This is a genomic window from Dokdonia sp. 4H-3-7-5, from assembly GCF_000212355.1.
Lineage (GTDB): Bacteria > Bacteroidota > Bacteroidia > Flavobacteriales > Flavobacteriaceae > Dokdonia.
The window spans coordinates 1769573-1792525 of sequence record NC_015496.1; the positions used below are offsets into that span (position 1 = coordinate 1769573).

12 protein-coding genes are annotated in these 22953 nt (G+C 37.8%); all 12 read left to right on the plus strand.

The genetic code is table 11. From position 1 onward, the window contains the following. The first annotated feature begins 6 nt into the window (after window positions 1–6). Window positions 7–1089, plus strand: a complete 1083-nt coding sequence (locus KRODI_RS07810; RefSeq protein ID WP_013751052.1) for a cytochrome c oxidase subunit II — start codon at window positions 7–9, stop codon at window positions 1087–1089. Window positions 1090–1126: 37 nt separating this feature from the next. After that, the gene (locus KRODI_RS07815) at window positions 1127–2950 is read left to right on the plus strand and encodes a cbb3-type cytochrome c oxidase subunit I (RefSeq protein ID WP_013751053.1); all 1824 of its coding nucleotides are present in this window, start codon (window positions 1127–1129) and stop codon (window positions 2948–2950) included. Between the two features lie 165 nt (window positions 2951–3115). Continuing rightward, complete coding sequence (gene ruvB, locus KRODI_RS07820) at window positions 3116–4138, plus strand: Holliday junction branch migration DNA helicase RuvB (protein ID WP_013751054.1); 1023 nt, start codon at window positions 3116–3118, stop codon at window positions 4136–4138. A 115-nt stretch (window positions 4139–4253) separates the two neighbouring features. Further along, window positions 4254–5579 (plus strand): cytochrome P450, encoded by a 1326-nt coding sequence (locus KRODI_RS07825; protein WP_013751055.1) that lies wholly within the window; start codon window positions 4254–4256, stop codon window positions 5577–5579. A gap of 2 nt (window positions 5580–5581) precedes the next feature. After that, on the plus strand, window positions 5582–6511 hold the full coding sequence (gene queG, locus KRODI_RS07830; protein ID WP_013751056.1) for a tRNA epoxyqueuosine(34) reductase QueG: 930 nt from the start codon (window positions 5582–5584) through the stop codon (window positions 6509–6511). Window positions 6512–6631: 120 nt separating this feature from the next. Continuing rightward, window positions 6632–7966 (plus strand): MFS transporter, encoded by a 1335-nt coding sequence (locus KRODI_RS07835; RefSeq protein WP_013751057.1) that lies wholly within the window; start codon window positions 6632–6634, stop codon window positions 7964–7966. A 251-nt stretch (window positions 7967–8217) separates the two neighbouring features. Further along, a complete protein-coding gene (locus KRODI_RS07840) occupies window positions 8218–9444 on the plus strand; it encodes an MFS transporter (RefSeq protein WP_013751058.1) in 1227 nt (408 codons plus the stop codon). Next, the gene (locus KRODI_RS07845; RefSeq protein ID WP_013751059.1) at window positions 9428–11293 is read left to right on the plus strand and encodes a trehalase family glycosidase; all 1866 of its coding nucleotides are present in this window, start codon (window positions 9428–9430) and stop codon (window positions 11291–11293) included. Before KRODI_RS07840 ends, KRODI_RS07845 begins: the two co-directional genes overlap by 17 nt. 2 nt (window positions 11294–11295) lie before the next feature. After that, on the plus strand, window positions 11296–12249 hold the full coding sequence (locus KRODI_RS07850) for a carbohydrate kinase family protein (protein WP_013751060.1): 954 nt from the start codon (window positions 11296–11298) through the stop codon (window positions 12247–12249). Between the two features lie 87 nt (window positions 12250–12336). Next, the gene (locus tag KRODI_RS07855) at window positions 12337–14640 is read left to right on the plus strand and encodes an NADP-dependent malic enzyme (RefSeq protein ID WP_013751061.1); all 2304 of its coding nucleotides are present in this window, start codon (window positions 12337–12339) and stop codon (window positions 14638–14640) included. 227 nt (window positions 14641–14867) lie between these two features. Next, window positions 14868–15449: a Holliday junction branch migration protein RuvA gene (gene ruvA / locus KRODI_RS07860; protein ID WP_013751062.1), complete on the plus strand. Its 582-nt coding sequence runs from the start codon at window positions 14868–14870 to the stop codon at window positions 15447–15449. 7 nt (window positions 15450–15456) lie between these two features. Beyond that, window positions 15457–22929 carry a cell surface protein SprA gene (gene sprA, locus KRODI_RS07865; RefSeq protein WP_013751063.1) on the plus strand — a complete coding sequence of 2491 codons (7473 nt, stop codon included), beginning with the start codon at window positions 15457–15459 and terminating at the stop codon, window positions 22927–22929. Window positions 22930–22953: the final 24 nt, after the last annotated feature.

A 22953-nucleotide genomic window follows, 5' to 3' on the forward strand; every position in this document is an offset into this window, starting at 1 on the left:
AAAGCAATGACAGGTTTATTAGCACTCATCGTAGTAATTCTATTTGTAGTCACGCTTTGGCAGATGTCAAAGATCTTTAAACTATCACAGTTTAATAAGAAAACCAATAGCGAGACAGCTCAGGTAGCTGACGACAAAGACAACCGCATCAATGGAAAGTTGATGCTATGGTTTGCGATTGTCTTTTATTTCATAATGGCGTACTGTTTTATTAATTACAGTAAATTTTATTTACCGGAAGCATCATCAGAACATGGTGCGGATTATGATAATTTGTTATTTATCTCACTAGCCCTTATTATGTTTGTGCAGGTTATAACTCAAGCATTATTGCATTACTTTGCTTATAAGTACAGTGGGAAGAAAGGCCAGAAAGCTCTTTTTTATGCAGATAATGACAAATTAGAATTTATCTGGACAATTATTCCAGTAATTGTTTTAGCAGGTTTAATTATCTATGGACTTTTCACTTGGTCTGATATTATGAACTTTGATGAGGACGAGGATGCCATAGTAGTGGAGCTATATGCAAAACGTTTTGGATGGCAAGCTAGATATGCAGGAGAAGATAATATTTTAGGTAATGCCAATGTAAGGTTCATTGAAGGTGCAAACACCGTCGGGGTGGATGAGAGTGATGTAGATGCAATGGATGATAAAATCACTACTGAATTACACCTTCCTGTAGGACGTCAAGTGATTTTTAAACTACGTTCTCAAGACGTTCTTCACTCGGCATATATGCCACACTTTAGAGCGCAGATGAACGTAGTGCCAGGAATGATTACTCAGTTTTCATTCACTCCCTCAAAGACTACTTCAGAAATCCGTGATACGGATTATATGAAGGACAAAATGGCTACTATTAAGGAAATTAGAAAAGAAAAGAATAAGGTTTCTATTGCTGCTGGAGACGGTCCAATAGATGCATACGACGAATTTGACTATTACTTGCTATGTAATAAGATTTGTGGAGCTTCGCATTATAATATGCAGATGAAGATTGTTGTTGAGACCCAAGAAGAGTATGATGCTTGGATAGCAGAACAAAAAACATTTGGTAGTTCTATTGCAGCGGCTCAAGAGTAAAAAAAAGAAAAAGAAAAATTAACTAAAGAATCAAGGTATGGCAGCACACGCACCAACAGCAGATCATGGTCATGACGATCACGAGCACCACCACGAGCAAACATTTGTAACGAAATATATCTTTAGTACAGATCACAAGATGATCTCAAAGCAGTACTTAATTACTGGTTTGATAATGGGTATTATCGGTATTGGAATGTCATTGATATTCCGTCTACAACTTGCTTGGCCAGATCACCAATTCACTATCTATGAAGTACTCTTAGGAGACTGGGGTAAGGATGGTGTTATGGATCCAAATATTTATTTAGCACTAATTACGATACACGGAACCATCATGGTGTTCTTTGTACTTACTGCTGGTTTGAGTGGTACATTTAGTAACTTATTAATTCCACTTCAAATTGGGGCTCGAGATATGGCTTCTGGATTTTTGAATATGGTTTCTTATTGGTTGTTTTTCATCTCATCAGTAATTATGGTTCTTTCTCTATTTGTAGAGTCTGGTCCAGCAGCTGCAGGATGGACAATTTACCCTCCATTATCTGCGTTACCTAACAGTATTCCTGCTTCGGGCATGGGTATGACATTGTGGTTAGTATCAATGGCTATTTTCATTGCTTCGTCACTATTAGGATCTTTAAATTATGTAGTAACCGTAATTAATCTACGTACTAAGGGTATGTCTATGACTAGACTTCCTCTTACAATCTGGGCATTCTTCGTAACTGCAATCATTGGTGTTGTTTCATTCCCAGTATTACTTTCTGCGGCATTAATGCTTATTATGGACAGAAGTTTTGGAACATCATTCTTCTTATCTGATATTTATATAGGTGGAGAGGTATTACATAATTCTGGAGGTTCGCCTGTATTATTTGAGCACCTTTTCTGGTTCTTAGGTCACCCAGAAGTATATATAGTATTACTACCGGCATTAGGAATATCGTCTGAGATTATATCAACTAACTCGCGTAAGCCTATTTTTGGTTATCGTGCGATGATTGCTTCTATTCTTGCGATAGCATTCTTGTCTACCATCGTATGGGGTCACCACATGTTTATCTCGGGAATGAACCCATTCTTAGGATCGGTATTTACATTTACAACATTGCTTATTGCGATTCCATCTGCAGTAAAAGCATTTAACTATATAACCACTTTATGGAAAGGTAATCTCCAGTTCAACCCTGGGATGTTATTTTCTATAGGTCTTGTATCTACTTTTATCTCTGGTGGACTTACAGGGATTATTCTTGGAGATTCTACATTAGATATTAACGTTCACGATACGTACTTTGTAGTAGCTCACTTTCACTTGGTGATGGGTATATCTGCGCTTTATGGATTGTTTGCGGGAGTATACCACTGGTTCCCAAAAATGTTTGAAGGTAAGATGATGAACAAGAACTTAGGTTACGTTCACTTCTGGATTACAGTTATAGGAGCGTACGGTATTTTCTTCCCTATGCACTTCATCGGAATGGCGGGATTACCTAGACGTTACTACACGAACTCTGCTTTCCCATATTTTGATGATTTACTAGACGTAAATAAGGCTATAAGTATTTTTGCATTCATAACTGCAGGAGCACAATTAGTATTCTTATATAACTTTATCCATTCTATGTTCTATGGAAAAGTAGGAGCGCAAAACCCTTGGAAGTCTAACACGTTAGAGTGGACTACGGGACATAAGCATATCCACGGTAACTGGGCTGGAGCAATTCCAGAGGTACAACGTTGGCCATATGATTATTCTAAATTGAATAAAGATGGTTCAGATTACGTAATACCTGGTCAAGATTTTATCCCACAGACCATGCCTCTTCAACCTAATGAAGAAGAAATGAATCACTAGATTATAATATTTAGTTTTAAAAACCCACTCTATTGAGTGGGTTTTTTGTTGTTACGCTTTCGCGAAAGCGGACTAATACAATGGAAAATTTTGTGAGTGCTCATTGTTATGTATTCATCATGACCCAACGATATTCCTTATCTTTGATTGAAAGCACCGCTACGTATGAATGAACATTTAGACCCCACAAATGAAGGTTTTTCTAGAGAAGATGTAGATGTCGAAAAGGCATTGAGACCTCTGTCTTTTGATGACTTTGCAGGACAAGATCAGGTGCTGGAAAATCTTAAGATATTTGTTCAAGCTGCAAATCTTAGAGGTGAGGCGCTAGATCATACATTGTTTCATGGTCCTCCAGGTTTAGGTAAAACCACCCTTGCAAATATTCTTGCCAATGAACTTGATGTAAATATCAAGATTACATCAGGTCCTGTACTAGACAAGCCAGGAGATCTTGCGGGTTTACTTACCAATCTTGATGAGAGAGATGTGCTTTTCATTGATGAGATACATAGATTGAGTCCCATAGTAGAAGAGTATCTATACTCAGCTATGGAGGATTATCGTATCGACATTATGATCGAGACCGGTCCTAATGCTCGAAGCGTACAGATCGATCTTGCTCCATTTACATTAGTGGGTGCAACAACTCGTTCTGGACTACTTACAGCGCCTATGCGAGCACGTTTTGGTATCTCAAGTAGATTACAATATTACACTACGGAACTGCTTACTACTATCGTTGAGCGTAGTTCGAGCATATTAGGGGTGCCTATCTCCATGGAAGCCGCTGTTGAGATTGCAGGAAGGAGTAGAGGAACTCCTCGTATTGCAAATGCGTTGTTGAGACGTGTGCGCGATTTTGCTCAGATCAAGGGTAATGGAAGTATAGATATTGCTATTGCAAAATACAGTCTTGAGGCATTAAATGTAGATGCACACGGACTTGATGAGATGGATAATAAAATACTTGCGACCATTATAGATAAGTTTAAGGGTGGTCCTGTGGGGATTACTACACTTGCAACTGCCGTATCTGAGAGTGCAGAGACTATTGAGGAAGTCTACGAGCCATTCCTAATACAACAGGGTTTTATAATGCGTACACCTAGAGGTAGAGAAGTGACCGAAGAAGCTTATAGGCATTTAGGTCGTGTAAAAGGGCCTGTGCAAGGCGGACTGTTTTAATTTTTACTGTGAAGTTGGCAATTATAAAAGTGGAATGATTCATGTTTTTTGAAAGCCTGGGTTATCTTAATATCATGCAAGCCCTATCTTTATAATTGATCTTATAAAACATTATATGCCAGATAAAATTCCAGCAGTATCCGTGTTTAAATTTCTTGCAAATGCAGGAAGTATCCTCAAAAACCCTCTGCCTTTTCATAAAGAAAACTTTGAGTCAAAAGGTGATACTTTTAAACTAAAGCTTGGTTTTGGTAATGATGTCGTCTTTTCAAGAGATCCGGAATTTGCCAAATATGCACTTCAGAAAAATCAGCGGAATTATAGTAAATCACCTATCCAAACTAAAGACTTAGCAAAATATGTTGGGGAAGGTCTGCTTACGGCAGAAGGTGACCACTGGAAAAAACAACGTAAACTCATACAGCCAGCCTTTCATAAAAAGCAACTAGCTCAATTACTTGATGCAATGCATGAGGTAATTAAAGAAGAGCTATTGCGTATTGAAACGCATAAGCCTTTTGATGTATTTGAAGTTTTTAATGATCTTGCATTTATGACTGTCGTTAAGGCATTGTTTAAAACAGATGTAGATCGAGATAAAATTAATAGATTGCAGCACATCACAGAGCAGGCACAAAAGATGCTTGTAAAAGAACTGCGCCAGCCATTTAAGGCATGGTATTTTAAATATGGTGGTGCTATAGATAAGCATCTTGCTCTTACAAAAGAGGCGAGGGTGATTCTAAAGGAACTCGTAAAAGAGCGCAAAGACAGCGGTGACAAGCCAGGTGATTTACTTGATATGCTGCTAGATTCTCAATATGAAGATGGTGGGTTTATGGACAATAAACAGCTTATTGATGAAATTCTCATTTTATTTTCGGCGGGTCATGAGACTACCTCAAATGCACTAACTTTTACAGCAGAGCTGCTTGCTAGAAATCCTATCTGGCAAGATAAAATTTATGAAGAATACGCTTTCGCGAAAGCGAACTCCACAAACCTTAATGAGTTTTTAAGACATTGTACCATTACCAAGCAAGTGCTGGAGGAAACCATGCGTATGTATCCACCGGCATATTTTATAGATCGAGTGAATATTGAAGATGATGATCATAACGGAATGGAGGTTCCTGCAGGTTCTAACTTATTGTTTTCTGTGATAGAGATACATAAGCATAAGGACTTTTGGGAACGAGCAGATCAATTTGATCCTACGAGGTTTGATGATAACGCAGGGATGAAACATCCGGCATATTTTCCTTTTGGCGCAGGACCTAGAATGTGTATAGGGAATAATTTTGCAATGTATGAAATGATCTTAGCTATTACAGAAATGGTTAGTATGTATAAGATTACCCCAAAAAACACACCTATTGAAATTTTACCGCTTATTACCTTAAAGCCTAAAAATGCGTTGCTAGAATTTATACCAAGATAGTAATGATTGAAAATCAAGTAAAACATACCGCCTTCATTAAAGCCGAAGCCACTCGCCTGGGTTTTATGTCTTGTGGTATAAGTAAAGCTGGTTTTCTAGAAGAGGAGGCACCTCGCCTTGAGTCATGGCTTAAGCAAAATATGAATGGCGAGATGCAGTATATGGAGAACTATTTCGATATGCGTCTGGACCCAACTAAGCTTGTGGAGGGCTCAAAAAGTGTTATTTCTTTATTACTTAATTATTATCCTCACGAAGTTCAAAATGAGGATTCGTACAAGATATCTAAGTATGCTTATGGTCGCGATTATCACTTTGTGATAAAGGATAAGCTCAAAGAATTTTTACATAACATTCAAGAGGAAATAGGAGATGTGCACGGGCGTGCCTTTGTAGATAGCGCTCCAGTGCTTGATAAAGCATGGGCAAAGAAGAGTGGACTTGGCTGGATAGGTAAACACAGCAATCTACTTTCTAAGAAAGCTGGTTCTTTCTACTTCATAGCAGAATTAGTGATTGATCTAGATCTGGAATATGACACACCTGTAACAGATCACTGTGGTAGTTGTACAGCGTGCATAGACGCATGTCCTACAGGTGCTATTGTAGAGCCTTATAAGGTAGATGGTAGTAAATGTATAAGTTACTTTACGATTGAGTTAAAAAATCAAATTCCTGACTATGCAAAGCCACATCTAGACGACTGGATGTTTGGTTGTGACGTGTGTCAAGATGTATGTCCTTGGAATCGTTTTTCAAAAGCACATAGTGAGCCGCTTTTCGACCCTCATCCAGAATTGCTTTCCAATTCAAAAAAGCAGTGGGAAGAAATCACGCAAGAGGTATTTTCAGAAATCTTTAGAAAATCTGCAGTAAAACGAACCAAGTTTTCAGGCCTTCAACGTAATATTGATGCGCTTAAACGGTCATAATCTGAAAATTTCCTGTTTTACGAAAACGTTATAGTATCATAATTTGAAATTCTCGGGGGATATTTTAAAAATTATTACGGATATTACTGTCGCTACACAGCAATAATCACGCACAATCTTATGAATAAAATACTAAGCTCCATTAAAAAGCCTAACCTCTCGTTCTGGCAAATTTTTAATATGAACGTTGGTTTCTTAGGAATTCAATTTTCCTTTGGACTTCAACAAACAGCTATAAATCCAATATTCTTATATCTTGGAGCTGCCGAAGATTTGTTGCCTATTCTTAATATTGCTGGTCCTATTACAGGATTAATTGTGCAACCTATTATAGGTGCTATAAGTGACAAAACGTGGTCGCCAAAGTTTGGAAGAAGGAAACCATTTTTCTTGATAGGCGCTCTTATAGGTAGTATCTGTCTTTTTGCATTCCCATTTAGTCCAGTGTTGTGGGTAGCGGTTGCATTGCTTTGGATACTTGATATAGGGAACAACATGGCTATGGAGCCGTATAGAGCACTAGTAGGAGATAAGTTGCCGCAAAAGCAACTAAGCCTTGGTTACCAAATGCAAAGTCTTTTTGTAGGTGCGGGAACAGTGATTGCGATGCTATCTATTATATACTTTCAAGAGATTTTTGGAGTGGCAGAAGAAATTGTAGGAAGTATACCCCAATGGTTATACTACTCATTTTTTATAGGAGCGATATTATCTATCACGACCATATTATGGTCTGTTAGTAAGACTAAAGAAATACCACCTTCTGAAGGGGAGATGGTGCAAATCAAGGAATTTAGAGGACTATCATTTATAGAAAAATTTAAACATCCATTTGTGGAGATTGCTCAAACCGTAAAAACAATGCCTCCATTTATGTGGAAGGTGGCAGGTGTGTATCTATTTCAATGGTATGCACTGTTTGTGTATTGGCAATTTAATGTTCCTATGTTTAGAGATACATTAAATTTCACTATTGGAGAAGCAGCATCACAATCGGCTAAGATGAGTTTGACCTATAATTCGGTTACAATGATTGTTGCACTAGTTCTTGTGCCACTAACCTTGAAGTACGGCGGTAAGAAAATTTATGCAGCAAGTTTATTAGGTACGGCAATCGCTATGTTTACAATCCCGTATATAAATGACGCAAATTTAGTATTGGTACCTATGATTCTTTTTGGAATAGGTTGGGCTGCAATGATGGGAATTCCATACACAATGGTCTCTAAGATTGTACCTCAAACTAAACGAGGTATTTATATGGGTATTTTAAATATGATGATAGTAATACCTATGGCAATTGAGACTGTAACCTTTGGACCTATTTACAAATATTTGCTAGGAGGAAATGCTATAAATGCAATACTATTTGCAGGTGTATTTTTCTTAATATCGGCTATTTTGGCATTAAGGTTAACGCCAAAGCAAGCACAAGAAGTTTATGATCAGCCATGATAATCGACTCTTGAAGCATTAGAAATGTATTAAGTACTAATAAGTAATTAGTATCTTAGTGAGATAGTAGTTAGTTTTTCTTGAGCCACTTAGAAAATCATAAATTATTATGACCAACGATAAGAATTACAGAACCTTGATTGTACTACAGTTTTTACAACAGTATGACGTTTGGATCTGATAAGTGGTTAATACCCAACTTGAAAGCACTGGCTCACGCTGGTGCTTTCATTCTTTAAAAACTCCGCATTATGAAGCACGTAGGTGTCAAGTTATCACTTTATCTCAATTACTTTATCTTTGCCATACTCTTAAATAGTGTAGGGATTGTTATCTTAAAATCACTTAATAATTATGGAGTAGACGAGACAACTGCCAGTGTTTTAGAGGCCTTTAAAGATTTACCAATTGCCATAGTTTCATTTGCTGTTGCTTCTTTTTTGCCTAGAGTAGGCTATAAGAAAGCAATGCTCATAGGTCTGGCGATGGTTACAGTAGCTTGTGTAGCTATGTATTTTGGAAACACCTTTGATACTGCCAAAATTCTTTTTGCTACCGTAGGTGCAGCATTTGCACTAATAAAAGTATCTGTATATTCTACAATCGGGTTAGTTACTAATAGCACAAAAGAGCATAATAGCTTGATGAGTTCTATAGAAGGTTTTTTTATGGTGGGAATTGCCATTGCTTACTTTCTCTTTCCGGCGTTTAATACAGAAGGAGAGCCTGATGCATGGCTCAATGTATACTGGCTACTAGCCGGTTTATCTGCGCTCTCGTTTATAATATTACTTTTTACAAAATTTGAAAAGGAGGCAGAGATTCCTGGAGCAGATCTTAAAGAGGACTTTCTTGAGATGTTTAAATTAATGGCACGACTATTAATTATCGTGTTTGTAATAAGTGCTTTTCTGTTTGTAATGATTGAGCAAGGAATCATGTCATGGTTACCTACTTTTAATAATAAAGTTCTGGGACTATCAGAAAATTTAGGAATTATGATGGCGAGTATTCTCGCTTTGTCACTTGCGGTAGGAAGAATATTAGCAGGTATTCTTACTCAGAAAATCTCGTGGATTTATGTATTAGTGACATGCACCATAGGAGCGATGTTAATTGTAATCTTTGTCCTTCCAGAAACTGTAGGTTTAAATGTTGGTGTGATAGATTCATTGAGTGATATCCCGCTTATAGGCTTTGCATTTCCTTTAGTAGGCTTATTTATTGCGCCTATTTATCCATTGCTTAATTCTGTAGTATTAAGTGCGCTGCCTAAAAGAGTTCATAGCCCTATGACTGGGTTAATTGTTATATTTTCCGCCTTAGGAGGAACTATTGGAAGTAGAATCATTGGATATTTATTTGAAACAAAAGGACCAGAAAACGCCTTTTATTTCACACTTATCCCAATGACAGTATTGCTAGTATTTTATGTGATTCTCAAAAAACTTACAGAAAAAGATGCACTTCAAGGGTAATATACAACATACGCTAGATCTCCTGCTTTTGCAAGAAGATACAGATGGCGATAAGAAAATCACGGTAGAAGATAAGGGGCCTAGATCTTTTGAAATAGACTTGTTTGAGGATAATAACGCTTTCGCGAAAGCGTACCACATACAAGGAACATATCATCTTTCAAATTTTTTACAAGAGCTAGCCTTAGAAATGTCACAAGGCAAAAACGAAGCAGAAATTCCATTGTGGAAGATTGAAGAATTACCCACAGACCGCATTAATCGAATGATACGAGATTACTTCTGGGATGATCTCACGCGAACAATCGATAAGAAAGGGCTTTCAAAAATCCTCACAGATACAAAAGCCGGAGACTCCGTGCAGCGCATGTATGTACCAGTAACAGATGAGCAAGGTGTTGCTTACTATTCTTCATTAAAGAAAGATTTTCCTAACCTAGAGGTGGTTATACTTCCCAGGGAAATTACTCCAGAGTATGTGAAGTCAATAAATAGTAAGCCGGGTATTTTATCTCTAGGCTTAGAAAACCAACAAGGTATTCCGTTTGTAGTTCCAGGTGGTCGTTTTAATGAAATGTATGGTTGGGATAGTTATTTTGAAGGAGTAGGATTATTATTAGATAACAGAGTAGATCTTGCAAAGGCAATGATTGATAATTTTTGCTATCAAATAACTCATTACGGTAAAATTTTAAATGCAAATCGTAGCTACTATCTTACTAGAACACAACCGCCATTTCTTACTTCATTTATAAGGGAGACTTTTGAAAAGGATACTGCCTTGGGAAAAGAATGGCTTTCAAGCGTTCTCGGTATTGCAATGAAAGAATATAAAACCGTCTGGATGACTGCACCTAGGCTTACAGATAATGGACTAAACAGATATTATGCTCAGGGCATAGGTGTGCCACCAGAAACAGAAGAAGGGCATTTTGATGATTACCTAGCATCGTTTGCAAAGGCTTACAATTGTACGATACAGGAGTTAGTGACTAAGTATCAAGATGGCGATATACATCTTCCAGAACTAGATAACTATTTCACCCATGATAGAAGTCTTAGGGAGAGTGGTCATGATACTTCATGGCGACTAGATAATGTATGTACAGATTTAAACACAGTTGACGTAAATAGCTTGCTTTATAAGTATGAGGCAGATTTTGCTTACCTGACTGCTACCTATTTTGAAGATTCTTTGCATGGTCATAATAGTATGTACTGGAAGCAAAAAGCTAGCAAAAGGAAAAGCCTGATGGATGCTCTATTATGGAGTGAAGAGGCGAGACAATTCTTTGATTATAATATGTTGACAGAGAAGCAAACTCATTTTGAAAGCGCATCAAATTATCTTCCATTATGGGCAGGTATGTGTAGCGAAGAGCAAGCCCTAGCAATGAGCGAGACATTGATGGTTGAGTTAAAGGAAAAAGGAGGTGTCGCAGGTACTAGCCGAAATATGGCAGCTCAAATTCCTGAAGATGCAGTGCAAAGACAATGGGATTACCCTAATGGCTGGGCGCCACATCAAATGATGATATGGCAAGGACTTAAAAATTACGGTTTTAAAGAAGAGGTCGAAGAGCTAGCATATCGATGGTTGTGGATGATCACAAAAAATGCTGTAGATTATAATGGGGTTATTCCAGAAAAGTATGATGTAGTGAGTGCAACTCATAAGGTTTTTGCAGAGTACGGTAATGTGGGGACAGAGTTTGACTACATTACTACAAGTGGCTTTGGATGGATGAATGCTAGTTATCAATTTGGATTATCACTGCTCAATGTTGAACTTCGTAAGCAACTAGATATTCTTAGAGATCCAGAAATACTATTTATAAAAAAGCAATAATCGTGAGAAGAGAGACAGACATTATATGCGTGGGTGAGGTTTTAATAGACTTCATAGGTCACCAAAAGGAAGTGCGAATTGATCAAACTAGAGATTATCACAGGTATCTAGGTGGTAGCCCGACAAATGTGGCTATGAATTTATCTAGATTAGGCATGAATGTAAAGCTTGCAGCCACTAGAGGTGACGATGGTCTAGGTATTTATATAGAAGAAAAACTTGAAGAGAATGGAGTGCAAACAGATCTTGTGCGAACAGATGCTGTAAATCCTACGAGTGTAATCTTTGTGTCGAAAACAACGGGAACGCCAGATTTTATTCCATACCGTTATGCAGACACAAAAATCACCGAAGATCAAATTCCAAATGAGCTCATTGAAAAGACATCCATTTTTCATACCACTGCTTTTGCATTAAGTAAAAATCCTGCTCGCACTACTATCTTGACTAAAGCAAAGAAAGCATTTGAGGCAGGATGTACCTTGAGTATTGATCTCAATTACTCTCCACGTATTTTTCCAAAGAGAGAAAAGGCGATGGAGACTTTTAGACAATACTGTTCGTATAATCCGCTAGTGAAAATAAGCGAGGATGATATGGAGCGCTTGTTTGGAGAACGTAAATCTCATGATGAGATATTTGATTTCTTTCATAATGATTTTGGTGTTGAGCTCGTTTGTCTCACGCTAGGTTCTGATGGGGTTAAGCTTTCGCGAAAGCGTAAAAATGAATCTCAAGAAATAATTGAACTACCAGCAGCAAGGGTAGAAAATATTCTTGACGCAACAGGAGCGGGAGATGCCTTTTGGAGCGGCTTTTTATTTGCATACATTAAAGAATATGAAATTGAACGTTGTCTTAAAGTAGCACTATCACTAGCTGCAATCAAATTACAGCATGTAGGCAGGCTTCCTCAAAACGTAGATATCTTAACGCAATTATTAGATTTTAAATAGAACATAACCTCATAACTATAATGTGCTATAGCTTATGTGACCTATTAGGAAATCAGTATTTTTGTAAGTCAAATACAAATCAACTTTATGAGTCAAAACAGCAACAAGCGTAGAGAAGCTCTCGTGTATCACGCAAAGCCTAAACCAGGTAAAATTGCCGTAGTTCCTACGAAGAAGTATTCTAGCCAGCGCGATCTCGCGCTAGCATATTCTCCTGGTGTAGCGGAGCCTTGTCTAGAGATTGCAAAAGATGTTAATAACGTTTATAAATATACGGCAAAGGGTAACCTAGTTGCTGTAATCACAAATGGTACTGCAGTGTTGGGACTAGGAGATATAGGTCCAGAAGCGTCTAAGCCCGTTATGGAAGGTAAGGGTCTCTTGTTTAAAATATTTGCTGGCATTGATGTGTTTGATATAGAAGTAGATACTAAGGATGTAGATGCTTTTGTAGAGACTGTAAAGAATATAGCCCCTACTTTTGGAGGTATTAACTTAGAAGATATCAAAGCTCCAGAAGCTTTTGAAATAGAGCGAAGACTTAAAGCCGAGTTAGATATTCCTGTGATGCATGATGACCAGCATGGTACAGCCATTATCTCTGCTGCGGCAATGCTTAACGCATTAGAAATCGCAGGTAAACAAATTGAGGATATAAAGATTGTAGTGAGCGGTGCAGGAAGTGCTGCTATATCTTGCATGAACTTATATCACTTGCTGGGTGCTAAGCTGGAAAATATATCTATGTTTGATATTAATGGCTTATTACGTGAAGATCGTACAGACCTTTCTCCAGAACAAATAAAATTTAAAAGCAACAAGGATTACAAAACACTAGCAGACGCTATGGTTAATGCAGATGTGTTTTTAGGATTGTCTGTAGGCAATATTGTATCACCAGATATGATTAGATCTATGGCAAATGATCCTATTGTGTTTGCGATGGCAAACCCAACGCCAGAAATCGATTATAACGTGGCGATTACATCTAGACCAGATCTTATTATGGCGACGGGTCGCTCAGACCATCCTAATCAAGTTAATAACGTACTTGGTTTTCCATTTATTTTCCGTGGAGCACTTGATGTAAGAGCAACTGCTATAAACGAAGAGATGAAGATGGCGGCTGTAAAGGCACTTGCTCAACTCGCAAAGGAGCCAGTTCCAGAGCAGGTGAACATTGCTTATGGAGCAACACGATTTACCTTTGGACGAGATTATATCATCCCAAAACCTTTTGACCCGAGATTGATAACAACAATCCCTCCTGCTGTTGCAAAAGCTGCCATGGATAGTGGTGTCGCACTTGAGCCTATAACAGACTGGGAGTCTTATAATGATGAGTTATTAGAACGCCTAGGAGAAGATAATAAGATAGTAAGATTACTGCTAGATAGAGCTAGGCTGGACCCTAAGCGCATCATCTTTGCAGAGTCAGATCAGCTTGATGTATTAAAGGCTGCTCAGATTGTTCATGAGGAAGGGATTGCAATTCCTGTGTTGCTAGGTAACAGAGACGTGATACTTGAACTCAAGGAAGAAATAGGTTTTGAGGCAGATGTAGAGATTATCGATCCATTATCTGATGAGGAAAAAGATCAAGTAGATCACTATGCAAACATTTACTGGAACACACGTAAACGTAAAGGTATTACCTATCTCGATGCAAGACGTCAAGTAAAACGCCGTGATTATTTTGCGTCAATGATGGTAAACGAAGGTGATGCAGATGGTATGTTATCTGGCTATAGCCGCAGTTACCCTACTGTAATAAAGCCAGTGCTAGAAGTTATAGGGACTGCGCCTGGTGTTCAAAAAGTAGCAGCTTGTAACTTGATGGTGACATCAAGAGGGCCTTTGTTTCTTGCAGATACTTCAATAAATATTAATCCAACTGCAAAAGAGCTTGCTAAAATTGCTCAAATGACCTCTACTACAGTAAAAATGTTTGGTCTTGAGCCTGTTATTGCAATGGTAAGTTATTCAAACTTTGGATCTTCTGGTCATGAGAAGGCTACAGAGGTAAGTAAGGCGGTGTCTTATTTACACCGTTACTATCCAGATCTTGTGGTAGATGGTGAGGTGCAGGCAGACTTTGCTCTTAATAGGGAAATGTTGCAGAAGAAATTTCCTTTCTCAAAACTAGCAGGAAGGAAAGTAAATACGCTAGTGTTTTCTAATATTGATAGTGCAAACATCACCTATAAAGTGATCAAGGAGCTTGAAAAAGCAGATAACATAGGACCTATTTTATTAGGTATGCGCAAGCCTGTACACGTACTTCAGTTAGGAGCAAGTGTAGATGAAATGGTAAGTATGGCTGCAATCACAGTTATTGATGCTCAGAAAAAACAAAAACAAGAAGTGCGTCGTGCTCAAGAACAGAAATAATATGTAGTTTTCGCTTTTGCGAAAATTTGATACAAAGAGGTATAAAATGTAATTTTTACACCTCTTTTTTTTTGTGGTTTTGCTAATCAAATTGAGTTCGGTTATTCGTTATTATTATTAAATGGGCATGGTTTTGAGTTAGATCATTTTCGCGAAAGGGAACCATTAAATTTGGCAATCTCCTAGACATAAATTTCTTACATTTACGCTCCTTAATTATATGTTAAATGATCACTCACTTAAGCGGAAGACTTATAGAAAAAAATCCAACTCATGTAGTATTAGACTGCAATGGAGTAGGATATTTTATTAATATCTCATTGCATACTTTTGGGCGACTAGGCGATAGTGAGGCTTTAAAGTTACACACCCACCTGCAAGTTAAAGAAGATAGCCACACACTTTTTGGGTTTGTGGAGGTGATGGAGCGTGAGATCTTTAGACTATTACTGTCTGTTTCTGGTATAGGAGCAAGTACGGCAAGGACAATGTTGTCCTCTCTAGATCCTCACCAGATAAAACAAGCTATTGCATCAAATGATGTAGCAACCATACAAAGTATTAAGGGAATAGGAGCAAAAACAGCCCAGCGAGTAATACTCGACCTAAAGGATAAGATACTGAAGGTGTACGATATGAGTAGTGAAAGTGCTGTGCAAAGCAATACTAGCAAAGAAGAGGCGTTATCTGCTTTAGAGACCTTAGGTTTTGCGCGTAAGCAAGCAGAAAAAGTCTGTACGGCGATTGTAAAAGAAAAGCCAGACGCAAGCGTAGAAACGATCATCAAGGAGGCATTAAAAAAACTGTAGGCATATTTTGAAGCAACACTATTATTTAAATGTACGTATAGCGATATTGTTTGTAGTTGGATTTTTCTTTCTAGGAAACTCCTTAGCAATCGCACAAGAAGAAGAGGAGAATGCATCAGCTCAAGATTCTACGGCTACTACTTTTTCGCTAGGTAGTCTTGTGTTACCTAATCCAAATAGTATTGTTTCAAAATACACATATGACGCTATACTGGATAGGTATATATTTACTGAGGAATTAGGAAGTTTTAATATTACATATCCTCTCATATTAACACCAGCTGAATATCAAAAAAGAGTACGTGACGAGCAAATGCGTCAGTATTTTAGAGAGAAAGTAAATGCGGTAGATGGGAGATCTGACGAGGACGATACACGTAATAGCTTAGTAAAATCACTATATGTACAGAATGATTTATTCAAGAGCATTTTTGGTGGAGATAAGATAGAGTTTACACCTCAAGGATCTGTAGAGATGGATCTAGGTCTTTTATTTACAAAGCAAGATAATCCAGCATTTTCACCACGTAACCGCAGCAATTTTACCTTTGATTTTGATCAACGTATAAGCTTGAGTTTGCTAGGCCAAGTAGGTGAGCGTTTGCAGATTACTGCAAATTATGATACGGAGTCTACCTTTAATTTCCAAAATCAAATTAAGCTAGAATACACTCCTACAGAAGATGATATCATACAAAAAATTGAAGTAGGTAACATCTCAATGCCACTAAATAGTGCACTTATTCAAGGTTCACAGAGCTTGTTTGGTGTAAAAACAGAGTTACAGTTTGGCAAGACGCGTGTAACGGCTGTGTTTTCTGAGAACCAGTCGCAACCTAGAACTGTAACTGCAGAGGGTGGTGCGACTGTACAAGAGTTTGAGGTCCCTGCGCTAGATTATGATGAGAATCGCCACTTCTTCTTAGCACATTACTTCAGGGATACTTATAACGATGCGCTTAAAAACTACCCGTTTATAGATAACAGAGGAGTTCAAATAACAAGGGTAGAAGTTTGGATTACAAACAGGCAGAACCAAACGACAAATGCTCGTAATATAATTGCAATACAAGATTTAGGAGAGTCTGACCCTAGTAACGTAGGGATTGATGTAGGTGCAAATCCAGGTTTTATTAACAACGCTGCAAATGCATTCCCAGATAACCGTAATAATGATTTTAATCCACGTGGTATAAACGATCAGTCTGTACAGTCTGTTCTTACGCCAGCAATAAGAGATGTGGCGACGGCTAGTCAAGGTTTTGGTAACGTCACAGTGCAGGACGGAACTGACTACGTATTACTTGAAAATGCTAGACAATTACAAAGCTCTCAGTTTACATTATATCCAGCACTAGGTTATATATCTCTTAGTCAGCGATTAAATAATGATGAAGTGCTTGGGGTGGCCTTTCAATATACAGTAGGAGGTCAAGTGTATCAAGTAGGAGAATTTGCAAATGACGGAATAAACGCCACAGAAGGTAGTCGTCCAGATGCAGATGGAGATGGAAGACCAGATATTGTAGATGCAGATTTTGGACAGGGTCGTCCAGATCAAGATGGCGATAACATTGCAGATAGTGCAGATGCTGATGTGAATGGTGATGGAATTTTAAACGGACAAGATGTAAACGGAGATGGTATATTAGATACTGTAATTCCTGCTGGACAAGCTGGAAGCCCCGTAAATCTTGTGGTTAAAATGCTTAAAAGTAACCTCACAAATGTACAAGAGCCTATATGGGATTTGATGATGAAAAATATCTATCCGTTAGGTGCTTTTCAATTAGAGCAAGAAGGATTTAGATTGAACATTGTGTATTCAGATCCTTCTCCTATTAATTTCATAACTCCTGTAGATGGAGCCCCTTTACCTACCTTATTTGATGGGACTAATAATGATAATACCATGGATGAAGGTCAAGATCGTGGAGATCTTGAGAGTAACACCTTATTACGATTATTTAACCTTGACCGACTAACCACCTTTGGAGATCCTCAAGTAGGAGGAGACGGATTCTTTGATTTTGTGCCGGGCACAACAGTGCATGTGCAAAATGGAAGTGTTGTGTTTACAACTGTAGAGCCATTTGGAGAGACATTGTTTGATTTGTTAAGTGTGAACGATGGTGCAGAAACGTACGAGAATGAAGAGACCTATAACGCACATCAAGACAAGTACGTTTATTCAACCTTATATCAATCTACAAAGACTATAGCTAGAGATAATGCTGAGAAGAATAAATTTTTACTAAAAGGACGTTATAAATCTGCACAAGAGCAGGGTATTCCATTAGGAGCTTTTAACGTACCACAAGGTTCTGTAACGGTAACCGCAGGAGGAAGAAGACTAGTAGAAGGTTTAGACTATACGGTCAATTATCAGTTAGGGCGTGTTATTATTTTAGATAAATCACTTGAAGCTTCTGGCATTCCTATTTCTGCATCTGTAGAGAATAATGCTATTTTCGGGCAACAAAATAAACGTTTTACAGGAATTAATGTAGAGCACCAGTTTAATGAGAATTTCATAGTAGGAGGTACTTTCTTAAATCTTAATGAGCGACCGCTTACGCAAAAAGCAACCTATAGTTTTGAGCCTATAAATAATACCATTGTAGGTCTAAATGCAAGTTATTCTACAGAACTACCTTTCTTAACAAGATGGGTAAATAAACTTCCAAATATTGATACTGATGTAGTATCCAATCTTTCGGTGCGTGGTGAAGTAGCTTATTTAATTCCTGGGCAACCTAAAGGAACGGACTTTAATGGAGAGGCAACCTCTTATGTAGATGATTTTGAAGGTTCACAAACCTCTATAGATATTGGCGGAGCTTTACAGTGGAGCTTGTCATCTGCACCAGTAGGTTTTGGCGGAGAACTAGCAAACGGCGATCTTTCTACAGGATATAGGCGGGCAAAGTTTGCTTGGTATTCTATAGATCCTATTTTCTATAATAATCAGCGTCCTGATGGTATCTCAGACGACGACTTGTCTCTCGCTGAAACAAGACGTGTTTTTAGGGATGAGATCTTTCCTCAACAAGATATTATTGCTGGTCAAACACAAGCGCTTTTTACGCTTGATTTAGCTTATTTTCCAGGAGAGCGCGGGCCTTATAATTTTAGCCCAGATGCAGCAGATGGAATACTTTCTAATCCTCAGGAGAATTTTGGAGGAATTACAAGGCAGTTAACTTCTACAGATTTTGAACAAGCAAACGTGGAGTTTGTTGAATTCTGGTTGCTAGATCCATTTTTTGGAGATGGTGATACTACAAATGCTGGAGGAAACCTAACGATTAACTTGGGTAGCATATCTGAGGATATCCTCAAGGATGGTAGAAAACAATATGAAAATGGACTTCCTAATGAAGGAGGAGATGAGGCAACTTCAGAAACGGTATGGGGTAAAGTACCTACTAATCAATCTTTAGTATATGCTTTTGATACAGAAGGGCAGCAACGTGCCAACCAGGATATAGGATATGATGGATTAAGTGATGTAGAGGAGGCAGCGGAGTTTCCAAACTTTGCAGGACTTCCAGATCCAGCAGGTGATAACTACAATTATTTCTTAAACACTGAAGGTGGTGTAGTAGAAAGATATAGAAATTACAATAACAATCAAGGGAACTCTCCTGTAGAGGTAACACAGACTAATCGTGGTTCAACTACTTTTCCAGATGTGGAAGATGTAAACCGTGATAATACAATGAATACGGTTGACGCATATTTTGAATATGAATTACCTATTAATCCTTCATCATTAAGTATAGAAAACAATCCATTTGTGACCGATGTAAGAGAGCTAACTGTCACTACTCAAAATGGAAATCAACTCCCTACAAGGTGGGTACAGTTTAGAGTGCCAATTAACCAAGCAACAAATGTAGTTGGAGGGATTAATGACTTTAGGTCTATACGTTTTATGCGTATGTACATGAGCGGATGGCAAGAAGATGTTGTACTTCGTTTTGGAACATTAGATTTAGTACGTGGTGATTTTAGAAGATACTTACTAACGTTGGATCCTAATGAAAACACTCAAATCAATGATGCAGATAACACACAGTTTGAGGTGGCTGCCGTAAATATTGAGGCAAATGAAACAAGACAGCCAGTTCCTTATGCATTACCTCCAGGAGTAGAGCGTGAGAGACTCAATAACAATAATAATAATATCAGGCAAAATGAACAGTCGCTTTCTTTGAGAGTTCAAAATCTCGAGGAGCAAGACGCAAGAGGGGTCTATAAATATTATAATCTCGACATGCGACAGTATAAAAATCTTAAGATGTTTATGCACGCAGAGCCTATTGTTGAGAATGGCCTTGATAATCAGAATCTAGTAGGTTTCATAAGAATGGGAACCGACCTTAATTCAAATTTTTATCAAATAGAATTACCATTACAGCCTACTGCATTTAATGTGTCTAACCAAGATAGAGATGCTATCTGGCCAGCGGCAAATGAGCTCGATCTTCCATTAGAATTACTACAGATTATTAAGTCAAAAGTTATTGCTGGAGATGTAGAGTCAGATCCAGATGATATCACGTATTTTGATCAAAACGGGGATCGTATTCTCAATCCAGAGTCTATGTGTTATCAAGAAGGTCAATTACGTATAGGTATTCAAGGTCTTCCTAGTTTTGGTGATGTAAGAACATTAATGCTGGGTGTGAAAAATGGAAATCCAACCAGTAACCAAGCTATGGGTTGCTCTCCTGGAGAAATTGGTGGAGAGGTTTGGTTTAATGAGCTACGCTTATCAGACCTTACTAATGATGGTGGATATGCTGGAGTACTAAGTGTAGATGGAAATATTGCAGACTTTGCAAATGTATCTGCAACGGGACGTTTAAGTACTGTAGGTTTTGGAAGTATAGAGCAAAATGCTGGTGAGCGCAGTCTAGAAGATGTAACACAATACGATATCGTTACAAATCTTAATGCAGGTCAATTACTGCCAAAGAAGTGGGGATTACAGTTACCTCTTAACTACGCAATAGGTGAGCAGAGTATTACACCTAAATTCAATCCGCTTTATGAGGATGTAGAATTAGATACATCACTTGATAATGCAGCTAGTCAAGAAGAGAGAGACAACATTGAAGATTACTCTGTAGATTATACAAAACGCCAAAGTTTTAGTGCTATAGGAGTAAGAAAAGAGCGCATGGATACAGAGCGCAAGCCTATGCCTTATGATATTGAAAACCTTACTTTTTCATATTCTTATAACCAGACAGATCATAAAGATTTTGAGATAGAAGAATCTCGCGATCAAAATGTGAGATTAGGAGGTACTTATAACTATAGTTTTAACTCTAAACCTTTAGAACCATTTGCTAAAAATGATTCTCTATTTACAGGGAAATACTATAAGTTTTTAAAAGATTTAAATTTCAATTACTTGCCGTCTAATATTGCTATACAATCTAATGTTGTGCGCCAATTTAATCAGCAAAAGTTCAGAGATGTCTTCGCAAACGAAGGTGATATAGCGGTACCGCGTTTATTCCAACGTAACTATTTGTTTGATTGGGGTTATTCGGTAGATTTTCCTATTACTAAAAGTCTGCGTCTCAATTATAATGTAAACCATAACCGTATTGTAAGAAATTATCTTGATAATGACGGTACGCCAGCTTTTCTAGATGATGCCGGTCAAGAGGTGGATGGATATGGTATTTATAATGGATTCTTTGATATAGGTACGCCAGATACTCACTTTGGAGTATTACAGCTCAACTATGATTTGCCATTCGATAAGATTCCATTCACAGAGTGGATTACTGCTACCTATGCATATACTGCAAATTACAGATGGCAGAGAGGTTCACAACAATTTCAGGTCTTAGATAATATCCCAGAAATAGGGAATAGTGTGGAGAATACAAATACGCACGCTATTAATGGAACCTTTGACATGGAGAAGCTTTATAAATATGTAGGCTTAACAAAGAAGAAAAAACAGCGTGCTACTAGCACTAGACCTAGAGGATTACCATCACCAGAAGATAATCGTAATAGCAAGATTGATAAATTAAAAGAGGACGCTTCAAGTGATGGAACCACAAGTGGTCTAAGTACATCAGACAAGGCGCTCAATACAGGAGTAGGATTACTTACTGCGATTAAACGTGTGCAGCTTACCTATGAGGAGAGTAATGGTATTTATTTACCAGGATATTTGCCATCAGTTGGTTTTGCAGGAAGTTTAAGGCCTACGCCAGGATTTATTTTTGGAAGTCAGGCAGAGGTAAGAGAGCTGGCGGCGAGTAATGGATGGTTAACATTGTTTCAAGATTTTAACCAGCAGTATCGCGAGATAGAGAGTAGAGACCTTGCAATTCAAGCTAGAATAGGACTTCTTAAAAATCTCGATATAGACCTTAATTTAAATCGTGTTTTTCAAGAAAACTATCAAGAAAATTACCGAGTTAACCAGCAGAGTTTAGCATACCAATCACTAACAGGTAATAGCTTTGGTCGTTTCAACATTTCTACCGTATTACTTGGAACTGCTTTTGCAGAGAGTACATCTGAGTCTAGTAGTACATTTAACACGTTCAGAGAAAACAGGCTGGCAGTAGCAAATAGATTAGCAACAGAGTTTTACGGTACAAATACCTTTGAGGTAGATGCAGATGGGTATCCAGAAGGTTTTGGTCGTACTAATCAAAAAGTGTTATTACCTGCTTTCCTTGCAGCGTATAGCGGTAAGGATGTAAATAAAACAGACACTGGTTTTCTTAGAAGCATCCCATTACCTAACTGGAATATAAAGTATACTGGTTTAATGAATATAAAATGGTTTAAGGATAAGTTTAAGAGATTCTCAGTGCAGCACGGTTATACTGCCGGTTATTCTGTAAATAATTACTTGACTAACTTAGCTTATAATAGAAACACAGATAGAGACCCTGCGACCGCACAACGTGATCAAGCGGGTAACTTTTTAAATCAAACGCTATTAAGTAATGTGACACTTACAGAGCAGTTCACACCGCTAGTTCGCCTGGATTTTGAAATGAAAAACTCTGTAAAGATTCTTGCCGAAATTAAAAGAGATAGGGCATTAGGATTAAGCTTTGATAACAACCTCTTAACTGAGATTAAGGGTAATGAGTACATATTAGGATTAGGATATCGTATTAAGGACCTTAGGTTTGTTACAAACTTTGGTGGATCTCGTAGGGTTCTTAAGAGTGATCTCAACTTTAAGGCAGATTTCTCTCTTAGACAAAACGAAACTATCATTAGATATCTAGATATAGACAATAGCCAGACCACTGCTGGACAAGATATTTATGGACTTAGGTTTACCACAGATTATGCGTTGAGTAAAAATCTTACTGCGCTCTTCTTTTATGACCATACTTTTTCGACATTTGCAATATCCACAGCATTTCCACAAACGACTATTAGGTCTGGATTTACATTGAGATATAATTTTGGAAATTAATTATATGAGTTCGCTTTCGCGAAA

Excerpts from the sequence above, each read along its gene's own strand:
- KRODI_RS07835 (WP_013751057.1), top strand. The coding sequence starts at position 6,632 with ATGAATAAAATACTAAGCTCCATTAAAAAGCCTAACCTCTCGTTCTGG.
- ruvA (WP_013751062.1), top strand. The coding sequence starts at position 14,868 with ATGATCACTCACTTAAGCGGAAGACTTATAGAAAAAAATCCAACTCAT.
- KRODI_RS07810 (WP_013751052.1), top strand. The coding sequence starts at position 7 with ATGACAGGTTTATTAGCACTCATCGTAGTAATTCTATTTGTAGTCACG.
- ruvB (WP_013751054.1), top strand. The coding sequence starts at position 3,116 with ATGAATGAACATTTAGACCCCACAAATGAAGGTTTTTCTAGAGAAGAT.
- KRODI_RS07855 (WP_013751061.1), top strand. The coding sequence starts at position 12,337 with ATGAGTCAAAACAGCAACAAGCGTAGAGAAGCTCTCGTGTATCACGCA.
- KRODI_RS07840 (WP_013751058.1), top strand. The coding sequence starts at position 8,218 with ATGAAGCACGTAGGTGTCAAGTTATCACTTTATCTCAATTACTTTATC.
- queG (WP_013751056.1), top strand. The coding sequence starts at position 5,582 with ATGATTGAAAATCAAGTAAAACATACCGCCTTCATTAAAGCCGAAGCC.
- KRODI_RS07815 (WP_013751053.1), top strand. The coding sequence starts at position 1,127 with ATGGCAGCACACGCACCAACAGCAGATCATGGTCATGACGATCACGAG.
- KRODI_RS07825 (WP_013751055.1), top strand. The coding sequence starts at position 4,254 with ATGCCAGATAAAATTCCAGCAGTATCCGTGTTTAAATTTCTTGCAAAT.
- KRODI_RS07845 (WP_013751059.1), top strand. The coding sequence starts at position 9,428 with ATGCACTTCAAGGGTAATATACAACATACGCTAGATCTCCTGCTTTTG.